The 12230-nt window shown below is 41.7% G+C and carries 13 protein-coding genes; 6 read left to right on the top strand and 7 right to left on the bottom strand.

The window, feature by feature from the left end:
- Positions 1-101 precede the first annotated feature (101 nt).
- A complete protein-coding gene (locus LC653_RS46500) occupies positions 102-224 on the bottom strand; it encodes a hypothetical protein (protein ID WP_267923317.1) in 123 nt (40 codons plus the stop codon).
- A 108-nt stretch (positions 225-332) separates the two neighbouring features.
- On the opposite strand from LC653_RS46500, the gene tsaB reads away from it, so the two are divergent.
- Both tsaB and LC653_RS34455 read left to right on the top strand, forming a co-directional pair.
- The gene (tsaB, locus tag LC653_RS34460; RefSeq protein ID WP_229499326.1) at positions 333-1001 is read left to right on the top strand and encodes a tRNA (adenosine(37)-N6)-threonylcarbamoyltransferase complex dimerization subunit type 1 TsaB; all 669 of its coding nucleotides are present in this window, start codon (positions 333-335) and stop codon (positions 999-1001) included.
- A 497-nt stretch (positions 1002-1498) separates the two neighbouring features.
- Positions 1499-2113, top strand: coding sequence for a hypothetical protein (locus LC653_RS34455; RefSeq protein ID WP_229499324.1), 615 nt, complete (start codon positions 1499-1501; stop codon positions 2111-2113).
- Here LC653_RS34455 and LC653_RS34450 read toward each other — a convergent pair.
- Complete coding sequence (locus LC653_RS34450) at positions 2110-3027, bottom strand: AEC family transporter (protein WP_229499323.1); 918 nt, start codon at positions 3025-3027, stop codon at positions 2110-2112. The two genes, LC653_RS34455 and LC653_RS34450, sit on opposite strands and share 4 nt — an antisense overlap.
- Before the next feature lie 102 nt (positions 3028-3129).
- On the opposite strand from LC653_RS34450, the gene LC653_RS34445 reads away from it, so the two are divergent.
- Both LC653_RS34445 and LC653_RS34440 read left to right on the top strand, forming a co-directional pair.
- Entirely contained in the window at positions 3130-3930 is an 801-nt protein-coding gene (locus tag LC653_RS34445) for a M15 family metallopeptidase (RefSeq protein ID WP_229499321.1), read from the top strand.
- A 76-nt stretch (positions 3931-4006) separates the two neighbouring features.
- Entirely contained in the window at positions 4007-5164 is a 1158-nt protein-coding gene (locus tag LC653_RS34440) for a DNA cytosine methyltransferase (RefSeq protein WP_229499319.1), read from the top strand.
- Here the strand turns inward: LC653_RS34440 and LC653_RS34435 are convergent.
- From LC653_RS34435 to LC653_RS34420, 4 genes are all read right to left on the bottom strand, one after another.
- Complete coding sequence (locus LC653_RS34435) at positions 5127-5876, bottom strand: hypothetical protein (RefSeq protein WP_229499317.1); 750 nt, start codon at positions 5874-5876, stop codon at positions 5127-5129. The two genes, LC653_RS34440 and LC653_RS34435, sit on opposite strands and share 38 nt — an antisense overlap.
- Positions 5860-6105: a helix-turn-helix domain-containing protein gene (locus tag LC653_RS34430; RefSeq protein WP_229499315.1), complete on the bottom strand. Its 246-nt coding sequence runs from the start codon at positions 6103-6105 to the stop codon at positions 5860-5862. Before LC653_RS34430 ends, LC653_RS34435 begins: the two co-directional genes overlap by 17 nt.
- 120 nt (positions 6106-6225) lie before the next feature.
- Positions 6226-8064: a penicillin-binding protein 2 gene (gene mrdA, locus LC653_RS34425; protein ID WP_229499313.1), complete on the bottom strand. Its 1839-nt coding sequence runs from the start codon at positions 8062-8064 to the stop codon at positions 6226-6228.
- Between the two features lie 90 nt (positions 8065-8154).
- On the bottom strand, positions 8155-9228 hold the full coding sequence (locus LC653_RS34420) for a serine hydrolase domain-containing protein (RefSeq protein WP_229499312.1): 1074 nt from the start codon (positions 9226-9228) through the stop codon (positions 8155-8157).
- A 386-nt stretch (positions 9229-9614) separates the two neighbouring features.
- On the opposite strand from LC653_RS34420, the gene LC653_RS34415 reads away from it, so the two are divergent.
- Both LC653_RS34415 and LC653_RS34410 read left to right on the top strand, forming a co-directional pair.
- Positions 9615-10742 carry an ABC transporter ATP-binding protein gene (locus LC653_RS34415; protein ID WP_229499310.1) on the top strand — a complete coding sequence of 376 codons (1128 nt, stop codon included), beginning with the start codon at positions 9615-9617 and terminating at the stop codon, positions 10740-10742.
- Between the two features lie 285 nt (positions 10743-11027).
- Positions 11028-11477, top strand: a complete 450-nt coding sequence (locus tag LC653_RS34410) for a hypothetical protein (RefSeq protein ID WP_229499308.1) — start codon at positions 11028-11030, stop codon at positions 11475-11477.
- Here the strand turns inward: LC653_RS34410 and LC653_RS34405 are convergent.
- Complete coding sequence (locus LC653_RS34405) at positions 11466-11666, bottom strand: hypothetical protein (protein ID WP_229499306.1); 201 nt, start codon at positions 11664-11666, stop codon at positions 11466-11468. The genes LC653_RS34410 and LC653_RS34405 overlap by 12 nt on opposite strands.
- Positions 11667-12230: the final 564 nt, after the last annotated feature.

The raw sequence follows: 12230 nt of genomic DNA, 5'->3' as shown, positions 1-12230 counted from the left end.
TATATTTGATTACTTCTCAATATTTCCGACATAGCAGCGCCTGTATTGTTCACAGTCTTCAAGGAATTTCAAAAATCTCAGCAAATCAGAGCATTTTTCTCTCACCAGAGACATAAAAGAGCGCTAGCCGCGATCGCTTTTAGAGAGTGAACAGCAAGCGAATATTTGCGATCGCCTACGGCGGGCGCTTGCGCCATCGCATTCTGATTTTGTTGAAACAGCAAAACCTTTGCCCTGAGACTTTTGTCCGTAGTCTATTCAATTAAGAACCGCTATGTTATATGCTTAAATAAATCACCTTAACTCTATAAAAATAGATATTTTAAGTAACTTTGATAACGGAACTAGAAGACTTTGCAATAAATAAATATGCTTTGGCACTACATACTACCACACCAGAATTAGGTTTGGCAATTAGTAACTTTGCTGGTGAAAATCGCTCTAAAATTTGGAATTTGGGGCGTGATTTATCTAGCTTAGTGCATCAATATTTAATTGAATTTATCAAACCGCAAACTTGGGCAGATTTGTCCTTTATCGCAGTTGCAAAAGGGCCTGGCGGCTTTACGGGAACTCGGATTGGCGTTGTAACTGCTCGCACTTTAGGGCAACAGTTAGATATTCCTGTATTTGCGATTTCAACTTTGGCTGCGGTAGCTTGGTCAGAAGCAGGCAAAAGTCAAAATCCCAAAACTATTGCTGTGGAAATGCCAGCACAACGAGGTCAAATTTTTGCTGCTATTTATCAGTTTGAGCCAGATGTTTCTAAACTAAGAGTGTGTTTGTCAGATAGAGTGTTGACACCAGAAGCATGGCAGGAAACCTTAGCGAATTGGAACACTAATTATCAGTTGATTCAAGCTCAATCTGGTTTAGCAGCAACGGTGACAAGTATTTTGGAATTAGCTAATCTCGATTGGCAAGAGGGCAAATTTCCTAATTGGTCAGAGGCTTTGCCATATTATGGGCAGCATCCAGTACAGGATGCACAGCCATCATGAACGTGGAAAAGCCACCAAAAACCTAACTCCTTAACCCCCTTCCCTCCGTTCGCGTAGCGGCACGAAGTGCGGGAAGAGGGAAAATTCAAAGTCTCTCTCCTCTTAGGAGAGAGATTTAGAGAGAGGTTTTCCAGATACCGTGAAAAGTCAGAAGCCAAATAACTCGTTGAGCAATATTCACAGATATTGCATCAGGCTAAATTTATCGAACTTGCCATCACCACTGTCTATGCGCTCGTTAATTATCCTAGTAGCCAAGTAAAACTTTAGTAATCTCATACGAAAAACTAATTAATTTACTTGCATCTCAAAATATTGCATTACTCAATCACACTGTAGTAAAGTTACTGATTCTAATACTAGGAGTATGGATAGTTTTAATAATTAAAACTAAAAACCATAAATTAGGAATACTTTCTCTAATTTCGTCAGGTTTATTAGCAATCCTCGCTACAAATTTACCAATCAATCAACCCATGTTTGTAGTAACTTCCTGTATGTTTTCTAGTAATTTACTAAAAACATTTACAGAAAAAGAAGTATATATTAAAAAGCCTCAAATTAATACATTTCATAATGGGGTAGAAATAGCCCAAGGATTCTTTGCAGGATGTTTATCTTCAATTATGTGGGGTTTGCCTACATCTGTAGTATGCAAAGCTATAGAAGAAGATTATGATAAACCCCACACTATCATTAGCAGAAAAGCGTTTGCTGATGGAGTAAGGGGAGTATTAGGATTAACAATATTTCTAACCATTCAAGGTAGCAAAAGTGCATTAGCTAGCAATCTAACTTCATTAAATGTTAAGTTTAATGATGTAGAAAACATAGGGATTATTGGGGTTAGCTTTAGTTTATCTTTAATAGCATACTTAATATTCAATTCTATTATGGATATTTATATTGCTGTATACAATGTAATGCCCTCTTTATTCAACAAAGGAATATTAATAATCACATTCATTACTTTAATATATATGAGTGACGGATGGTGCATACCTTTGTTATTTGCTAGTCTTTTGTTGAATAAGATAATTAAATTAGCTGATGCTCCAAAAGAACTTAACTTAGGAGCAATAAGTATTTTACCAATGATGGCATTATTTTAAAATAGCCACAGCCAAAGTGGGAGAGTAAGCAGCAATAGTATAGCCCCAGCAGCTAAGGCAGTAACTGCCAGATCGCGATCAAGATTGAATGCCTCAGCAATTACGAGTGTGGCAAAAGCTGGAGGCATGGCCATTTGTAAGACAATTACCTTTGCGATCGCCCCAGTTATTCCAAACAGTGGTAACATGCTACCCAATATCAAGGGAACTAGCAGCATTTTGATTCCTAAGCTCATCCCTACTTGTGGTAGGCTACGCCAAGATTTGAGCAGCGCCAGTCGCATTCCAATTAACACCAGGGATAAAGCTACACCACTCCAAGCAAATTTCTCTAACCAGAATTCCGCAACTGTGGGAATTGTCACCTGCCGAAACAGCAAGCCAAATCCGAAACCCCATAGCGCAGGATTAATTAAGATGGCCCTAACAGTCTGCCAATGATTCTGGACACCACCGCCAAAACGCGCTGCTAGTAACACACCCAAGCCATAAGTTCCTGGGAATGAACCTAGCAAATCGTAGAATAGCGCCCAAGCAAAGTGTTCCTTGCCTACCATTGCTAAGGTAATGGGAAAGCCAAGATAACCTGTGTTACCCAACATTGCTGCTAATATCAAGCTAGCCTGAGCTGGTGGTTGAGGGACGGTATTTTTAAAATAGCCTTGTGCTTTAATCCCCACCCAAGCTAAAAATGCTCCTAGTAAAATGGCGAGGTAAGCGATGGCAGGTGCAATCCAAATTTGCCCCGACAAGCTAGATTGACGCAAAAACGATACTATGCTTATGGGTACTCCCACCCAAAAAAGAAACTGTCCCAAACGTGTAGGAACTGTCACAGGAAGTTTGCGTCCGAGAATAAAACCTACCAGGACTAATCCTCCCAGCTTGACGTATAGTTCTAAAAGGTTTGTCAAGATTGCGCCTAAGAACCACAGATGTAAAATGCTACCTGTTACGTTTACTTTTGTCCAGTGCAAAATCTGTTATGGTTATCCCACAAAAACAGGAGTTTCCCCTTGAATAAGGCTGGGTTTTCTGGAAAACCGCAAAACTCATCGAATGACCTTGGTGATGATATTCCAGTGGCTGTACGCGATACTCCTGATGCAACACCTAAAATTTGGTTGCAACCCCGAATTGTGCTGATTGGGGGAGTAGCGGGATTTGTCTTGCTGGGTTTAATTAGCGGTTTTTTGTTTTTCGCCACTGCACCCAAAAAAACCGCCGATTCTCAACCCTTGGTCACTAGTTCTACACCCACACCAACTACAGAATCTGGTAATTTCAACACTCTGTTAGGGCATCTGGCATACCCAGAAGCCCCTGAATCAGAACTAGTAACCATCTTTGCAAATAGGGGCATTAGAATGCGAAAAGCTGCTGCCCAAAAGTTTGAGGAGATGGTAGCAGCAGCGCGGCGTTCAGGTGTAATTTTAGTACCAATTTCTGGCTTTCGCTCAGTCAAAGACCAGGAGCCATTGTTTTTTGGTGTCGGTGCCCAGCGAAATCAGACGCCAGCAGAACGAGCTGCCCTCAGCGCTCCTCCTGGTCATAGCGAACATCACACAGGGTATGCTGTGGATATTGGAGACGGATCAGTACCAGCAACTAATCTCCAAACTAACTTTGACAATACCAAAGCTTATCGGTGGCTGCAAGCAAATGCAGCGCGTTTTGGCTTTGAAATGTCATTTCCTAAAGATAATGTTCAAGGTGTGAGTTATGAGCCGTGGCACTGGCGTTTTGTAGGCGATCGCGACAGTTTGGAAATGTTCTACAAAGCCAGAAATTTGAAACCCGCTAAAATATCGCCATAAAAGTTGAGCTAGAAATTACTATCTTTTTATAAAGGAGTTGGTTGACGATATCCTTTGAGTACTATAGTATTCAAAAATGATATATAAGATTATTGACTTATTTGCTGGTGCTGGTGGTTTGACAAAAGGCTTTCACATGGCGGGCTTTGAATCTCTGTGTGCGATCGATGTAAATGCAAAAGCCCTGGCGACTTACAAGCACAATTACCCAAAAACTAAAATCATTCATCAGGACATACGTAAGGTTAGTCCTGATGAATTACGATTAGCGTTGGGCTTACGGCGAGAAGCACCAATACTGTTGATTGGCGGCCCCCCGTGTCAGGGATTTTCGAGAAATATTCCTGCCGGTTATCGTTACCTCAATGATTCCCGTAACTTGCTATATCAAACGTTTTTGGAATTCGTAGAGGAGTTTAGACCCCTTTATGTCGTAATGGAGAACGTGCCTGAAATCTTGAAAGCTTACAATGGCGTAATTAGAGAAGAAATAACAGAAAAACTTGAATCATTGGGCTATAAAGTTGTCTCTTCATCATTAAATGCTGCCCATTATGGAATACCACAAACGAGAGCCAGAGCTTTTTTTGTAGCTAGTCTAGATCACTCCCCTCTTTTTCCTGAACCAACACATTTTGGTGATATTAGGAGCGACTATAGAAGTACGAAATCTTGTAATCAGCTTAATTTGTTAGAGGCAAATATTTCTCCACTGGTCACAGTCAGAGATGCGATTGGAGACTTACCACCACTAGATGCAGGACAAGACTATGACGTTGAAGTTTATCCTTCTGCTCCACAAACTACATATCAAGCGATGATGCGTTATCAAAGCATAAAAATTGTTAATCATGTGGCTCGTGCTTTGAGTCCAATTCAATTTTCGAGAGTTCGCGCTCTTTCTGAAGGACAAGATGCGAGGGATTTACCTTCTGAATTAGCTCCCAAGAAACACTACAGCGGCGCATACGGGAGACTTTACTGGGATAAACCAGCGAGAACTATCACCAGATGGGTCTTCCATCCAGGATCGGGTAGGTTTTTTCATCCTACTCAAGATCGAACAATTACAATACGCGAAGCTGCAAGATTACACTCTTATCCAGATGATTTTCACTTTTTGGGAACATATACTGATATGGCTTCTCAAATTGGTGAATCTGTACCTCCCCTACTAGGTAAAGCGATCGCCTCATCTATTCTTCAAGCTTATCCTCAGAAAATTGGGTATTGATTTGATCTTGCAAAGCAGAGAGAACTGTCTCCACATATCGATCAAGCGTCAGACGAGTTCTTTCAACTGTAATCCGAACCGCTTGTGTAGGAATAGTTCTAGCTCGAAAAAGTTGTTTCTGATTTTTATACCAAACTAATTCTATTTTGCCTGCAACGCTTCCCTGTAGTCCAGCCCCTAATCCCCCAGTAGTTCTATCTACCGTCCAAGCCCAAGAAAAGGTATTTGGGTCAAGAGGATTGAGTGGAAACTCGCAGTAAATATACTCGTAGCCTTTGATAGTTTTCAGTAATATGCCTTCATAACTATTTACAACGCTTTGTGCTGCCTGACTCAAAATAATCTTCTCGTTCCAATGTTGGACAATTGCTGATCCAAGCTCATTAGGCAAAGATTGCTCAGTCAGACCAGGAAAACCCAGTTGGACAGCCTTCTTGATGACATCTGCTCTTTGAATGACAAACAAAAATGGATTTGTAAAGTTAAGGCTATTCAATTGGAGGGATTTGAGTGACCAACCAGTTTTAGTCACCAAGTCAACAGCATCATAGAGAAGCTTGCTACGTCCCAAAGCGGGATCTGATAAAGGAATGTCTTTAACATAATGAAAAATTGCTTCCCACGTATAATCTTCTATCGAGCCGATGACTGGAGATGCAACGGTAGCAATAATGGCTTGGCTTAATCTTTCAATCTCATTGTCCGTCAACACCGAGGGATTCCTCTACAGCTTGTAAAAACTTGCTCATTGTCATACCTAAAGCATTGGTAATATGGCTGAGAACTCTAACAGATGGACTTTTTAGCCCTCGCTCAAGCTGGCTAATGTAAGTCCTGTGCAGACCTGTCACTTCTGCAAGATACTCCTGTGACCAACCTTTTTCTGTGCGATGACGCTGTAGTTCTAGTCCTAAAATTTGGTCTAGTTTACTGGGCTGCATGAAGAAAAAGCCTAGTATTTTGAATACGAAAGTTCTACAGACTAAAGTATTCAAAATATGCAACACAGATGTTTGGCAAAAATGCGAAGGTTACTTACCGCTGCTCAAATCGACTGTTATTCAACTCCGACGGCTGTTTTCTGGACTCTTAGGCGCTGGTTTTTGATACTTACCTGGATATTTGCGCTGAAAATATTCTTCCATAATTTGTAAGATCATCGGCGCAGCAATGCTACCACCACCGCCGCCGGAATGTTCAGCAAATGCCACAATTAGAACTTCTGGCTGTTGGGCAGGTGCATAGGCTCCAAACCAAGCGTGATTTTGCTTAACACGCCCCTTCCACGCTTCAGCAGTGCCACTCTTACCAGCGACTGCGGGAACTGTTGGCTGCTTTAAAGCCTTACCCGTACCTTCAGCTACTACTTTCCGTAGTCCCTGACGGAGAATACTTATGGTTGTCGGCTTCATATTTAAAGATTCTCGCCAGCTTTTTGCTTCTTCATTGTCTTTAAGCAAATGTGGCTGGACTCTGTAGCCACCATTAGCAGGCACGGCAAACATGATGGCGACTTGCAACGGTGTAGTTTGTAAAGCACCTTGACCAATTGACATATTAATGCTATCGCCTATAGTCCAAGGTATCTTCCAAGCTTTCTGCTTCCATGCTTCATCTGGCACTAAACCTTTTGCCTCTTCGTTGGCAAACTCAAAGCCGGTTTTTTTACCAAATCCATACTTGCGAGTCCATTCAATTAAAGTTGGGCCGCCGACTCCGCGACCAATTTGATAGAAGAAGGTATCACTACTCCACTGTAATGCGCCGACAAAACCCAATGGCCCAAATCCGGCGTGATTCCATTCACCAAATCGCGTACCGCCAAAGTTTAAGGAACCGTAGGTTTGCAAGACTGTGCTAGGAGAAAATTTACCTGATTCTAACCCGGCTGTGGTGGTGACAATTTTGAAGGTGCTAGCAGGTGGAAAAGCGCTGAGGGCGCGATTAACCAAGGGATGATCTGCACCTTGTACAGTTTCCCAATCTTTTTGGGTGAGTTTCTGCTTCGAGAAAATATTTGGGTTAAAGGTGGGGTGAGATACCATTGCTAAAACTGCACCGTTCTTTGGGTCAAGTGCCACGATCGCCCCGTCGCGATCGCCCAAAGCTTTTTCTGCTGTCTTTTGCATATTTAAATCTACGGTCAAGTGCAAATCGTTACCAGCCTTTGCCTGTTTCACCCCCAAAACCCGGAGCGGCCGACCTGCACCATCCACTTCTACTTGCTGTCCGCCCCATTCGCCCCGCAGACTTTTCTCATAAGCTTTTTCAACTCCCATTTGACCAATCACATCACCCAATCTGTAGCCTTCCTGCTTCTTTTCTTTTAACTGCTCGGCGGTCAGTTCTCGCGTATAGCCTAATACATGTGCTAATTCCTTGCCGTGGGGGTAGTAACGAACGGCTTCTGTAGAAATTTCTACATCTTTAAGTTCGCTTTGATACTCCTTTAATGCTGTGATTTGTGCTTCGTTCAAGTCACGAGCAATCCGTATGAGTGAAGAAGAGTTAGCGCCTGCCTCTTCTAGTTTCTTTTCAATCTCTTCTTGGGGAACGTCGAGAATTTGAGATAGACGCGCTCCCACAACTGACCATGCTGGCTTGGTATGTGCCATCGGCCACAAATATACAGAGCGAGGATAGCGAGTACTGGCTAAAAGTTTGCCGTTGCGGTCAAAAATGTTACCCCTTTCTGGTTGTTTAGGAATCATCCGAATTCGATTTGACTCGGCTCGTTTGCGGTGATTTGCGCCTTCTGTAATTTGCAAATATGCTAAACGAACGCTGATTCCCGTCACCATCAATAGAGTAAATATAATTAAAAATATCGGCTGGAAACTCTGTCCAACTGTACGTCTATTTTGTTTTCCAGCAAGTGGAGATGCTTTAAATATGGTCATAAGACAAAGATGATTTCAATATTAAGATTATGTGTAAATAATTCTGCTAAATTCTTAGCAGGTATTTAACTGCAAACTAATCGGCAGTGATTAATTGTTTTCAATTGATACCATGAGATCATCTCTTCCATTACGTCGCCCAAGCACTAGTTCCGTAAGAACTGGACAGTAGTATTCAGCAATTTTCTTAGCGATCGCATCTGGTCGGGAAATTTTATCTAGATTGCAAAGTAAAATCACGGTAATTTTGTCATCAATAAAGCGAGTAATGTTACTTGCGAATCCTAAAATTGAACCATTATGACCAACTACTCGGCGATCGCCATAATTGAATACCCACCAACCTAAACCTGCAACATATCTCAACTTTTCCCAATCATCGCCCTGATTGGGAAAATGAGGAGTCCACATTAAATCAAGGGTTGATTGCTTTAACAAAGTTGCACCACAAAGCGCCTGTTCCCACTTCACCATATCTTCTACACTGGAAAGTTGACCTCCAGCAGAATAGGTAACAGAAGGACTGTAGTAAGGTTTGTTAACGAGTTTGCTGTTTGGCAACCGATAGCCAGCAGCCCGGTGTGGCACTATGTCTTTAGGATCATTCATCAGGGTTGCTTTCATTTCCAAAGGAGCAAAAATGCGCTCTTGCAACAAATCTCCATAAGATTGTCCAGTTACCTTTTCTAGGATCAAACCCAGTAGATAGTAGCCTGTGTTGTCATAGGCGCTAAACTCACCCGGTTGGAACTTGAGGGGTAGGTGAGTAACTAGAGCCAAAATTTCAGATTTAGATAATTCAAGATGGGTAATTTCCCAGTAGTTTGGGGCATCGGTGTAGTTGGGAATTCCAGACTGATGAGACAGAATATGTTGAATTGTGACATTTTGCCACGCTAGGGGTAGATGATCGAGATAATCTGCGATCGCATCATCTAGCGAAATTACCCCTTGTTCCACCAGCATCATTACGGCTGTAGCGGTGAAAGTTTTACTGACAGACGCAATTTCATAAACTGTATGTTCAGTAGCTGGAACAGAGTGTTCAACATTCGCCAGTCCATAGCCCTTAACTAAAACAGGTTCACCTTCCTGCACCACTGCAACAGAAAGTCCAGGAATCTGATTTTGAGTCATTATGGCTCGAATATAGTCGTCAATCATATATTATTATTGACCTGATTTTTGTTTGGTGATGGGGAGATGAAGGAGATGAAGGGCACAGGAGCAGAGAATAATCAATACCCCCTGCCTCTTCGTTGAATTTTAAACTTTGCACACTAGTACAGAACAGGTCGGCGGAAATAAACCTACATTTCATTACAGCCAATTGATGGGAATAAAGACATAAGACAAATAATGATTCCAATAGCGGTATTATCTGTATACAATTACCCTAACTTATGCCCGGTACTGGGTATAAAAGAATCAGCCGAGTATATTCTTGAACAATTGTTTTTGGCGGATACAATAAACCAAAGTGTCAAATCTAGTCTGCCCAATAGACTACTGACAAAATCACGTAAGATCACGGCATTCTACTGAGGATTATGGCTCAAATTGTCATGCAGAATCAAAGGGGGATAACAACTTTTCAGCCACTTGATGTTGAACTGCGTAATGTATTCAAGTTTTTTAACCAAGAACCAGCAGTACATGGAATAGATTTGGATGTCAGACAGGGAGAATTTTTTAGTATTTTAGGCCCCTCCGGTTGTGGTAAAACAACAACACTGCGCTTAATTGCTGGGTTTGAAATCGCTGACGCTGGCAAGGTGTTGATTCAGGGTAAATCTATGACTAATGTGCCGCCTTACCGCCGACCGGTCAATACTGTATTCCAAAGTTATGCTTTATTTAACCACCTGAATGTCTGGAATAACATCGCCTTTGGACTGCGGTTAAAAAAAATCCCCAAATTGAAAATTGAAGCTAGAGTCGAAGAAGCTTTAAGAAGAGTGAAAATGGAAAGTTTGCAGCAGCGCTTTCCCAATCAACTTTCTGGTGGTCAACAGCAACGTGTCGCCTTAGCAAGGGCCCTAGTCAATCACCCCACCGTCGTATTACTCGATGAACCTTTAGGGGCGTTAGATTTAAAACTACGTAAAGAAATGCAGGTGGAGTTATCAAATTTACACAAAGACTTGGGATTGACCTTTGTGATGGTGACACACGACCAAGAAGAAGCATTGTCTTTGAGCGATCGCATTGCCGTGATGAACCAAGGCAAAATTGAACAAGTTGGCACTCCCAGCCAAATTTACGAACGTCCTTGCACATCCTTTGTTGCTGATTTTATTGGCGATACTAATTTATTCAGTGGTGAAATCGTAGCGGTAGACTCCTCTAATATTAAAATTTCCACAAAAACGGGACTCTCAATTGTCATTAGCCGCGCTGAAGATACACCATCTGAATTATCACAAGCGGTGGTAGTGAGTGTGCGGCCTGAAAAAATACAGCTTTCGCTTTATCCACCCAATTTGCCAACTAACTGCTTTGAAGGACGGCTTATCAATGTTATGTATTTGGGCACACACGTTAATTATGTTGTGGAATTAACAAATGGCATTAGCATAAATGTGTTGCAACCTAATACTTTTGGCGTTTTAGCAGACCGCGACACGCCGATCTACGCTTGGTGGGCAGAAAATGATTGTTTAGCTATTAGTCAATAGTTATAAGAATCTGCATTATATAAGATTCAATAATGGAATAAGACCTTGACCTAAGAGGCAGGGGAGCAGGGGGAAGGGATCATACTGTAATTCACCTGCCACAAGGGTTTCAGCAGCCCTAAATTTATTTCTGCCCAAAAGTAAAAATATTTGTTTCGAGATGTGTAACACGAGAAATAATACGTCCAAACTTTCAGCAGCCCTAAATTTATGAGGATTTCCCCCCAAGCTTTGAACTCCCTGCCCCTTTTCCTCTTGTTGACCCTGTACTAGGAGTATTAACCCATGTCAATTTTGAAAAGAGTTCCTTGGGTGTCCCTGGCGCTAGTAATGCTTAGTTACAGTACTTTGGGCTGGGTAATATCTGAAACACGCGCTCCTCTGTTTGTGTGGCTAGCGACTGTGGTTGCTATCTTGCTTTTAATAGTAACGTTGACCATTCCTTGGCTAAAAATGACATATTATTTGAATGTTTTGCTTAAATCAAATACTAGGTCTTTCGGCGTTGCTATTTTAGGAGCTTTCTTATTCTTTATTATGATTGCCTGGTTTCGGGTATTTCTTGATACTTTGCTGATCATTTCGGCAACTATATTAGTCAGGATAGACTTTCAAATGGCAGGTCTTAGGGAAGGGCTAGCCTTTTGGACTGCCTCTACCTTTTCATTAGCAGGTTTGGCCTTAGGTGCGCTAATCTACAAGTTAATATATTCCCAAATTTCGCTAACGTTTTGAAGTATACCCAAAAAAACTAGTGATGCCTGCGGTGGTCATTGAGCGGCTGGTGAGCGGCTTGCCCTGACTTGTACTGAGCGTAGCCGAAGTAGCGTAGCCGTTCGCGTAGCGTCCCGTAGGGAAGGGAGTTGAACCATGCCAAAGTGCGGCCTGCGCCAAGGCTTGAGAACCAGTATCGCTTACCCACAACTTGCTTTTTGACTCAGGTTCCCAACTTCTTAAAAAAGTCGGGAATCTTGTTCTTCAATACTTGGGTAGGACTTACGCATTGACAAGAAATGCCAAATATAGAGATGTTTAAAAATCACATCTTTCGTAAGAGCACAGCATTGCTCATACGTGTTAACAAAAGTCTAGAAATAGCTTAACTGTTGGCTCCCTCACCCGCCTAGAACTAAATTTCAATGGTTTCAAAATGCAGGCTGTTCAAAAAGCAGTAGAGAGAGGAAAAAATCCATGATAAAAATTGATCCCCAACTAGGAACCACTGCTTTTGTTACCGATTCTCCTACTTCCTTTGCTCCAAGATTGCTCAAAATTTGTTTTTATTCGCAATTTTATCGTCCTTAAGACTGACTAATTGTTGCACATATCTTATATCAATTCTCCAAAATAAGACTAATAAGACTACAGATACAAAAAGGGGAAACCCAACCAGATGTAATTTAACTTTCTCAATTACGTAGAGTATTACGAATTGGTATTTTGGTGTAGAAATTGATTTCATTAAATAAATCCTTGGGTTAATATCGT

Source organism: Nostoc mirabile CHAB5784, from assembly GCF_020829645.1.
In the GTDB taxonomy this organism is placed as follows: Bacteria; Cyanobacteriota; Cyanobacteriia; order Cyanobacteriales; family Nostocaceae; genus Nostoc; species Nostoc mirabile.
The sequence above is the reverse complement of the archived record's forward strand: the minus strand, read 5'-3'. Positions and strand labels throughout refer to the sequence as shown.

Excerpts from the sequence above, each read along its gene's own strand:
- LC653_RS34455 (WP_229499324.1), top strand. The coding sequence starts at position 1,499 with ATGTTTTCTAGTAATTTACTAAAAACATTTACAGAAAAAGAAGTATAT.
- LC653_RS34410 (WP_229499308.1), top strand. The coding sequence starts at position 11,028 with ATGTCAATTTTGAAAAGAGTTCCTTGGGTGTCCCTGGCGCTAGTAATG.
- LC653_RS34420 (WP_229499312.1), bottom strand. The coding sequence starts at position 9,228 with ATGATTGACGACTATATTCGAGCCATAATGACTCAAAATCAGATTCCT.
- LC653_RS34430 (WP_229499315.1), bottom strand. The coding sequence starts at position 6,105 with ATGCAGCCCAGTAAACTAGACCAAATTTTAGGACTAGAACTACAGCGT.
- mrdA (WP_229499313.1), bottom strand. The coding sequence starts at position 8,064 with ATGACCATATTTAAAGCATCTCCACTTGCTGGAAAACAAAATAGACGT.
- LC653_RS34415 (WP_229499310.1), top strand. The coding sequence starts at position 9,615 with ATGGCTCAAATTGTCATGCAGAATCAAAGGGGGATAACAACTTTTCAG.
- LC653_RS34440 (WP_229499319.1), top strand. The coding sequence starts at position 4,007 with ATGATATATAAGATTATTGACTTATTTGCTGGTGCTGGTGGTTTGACA.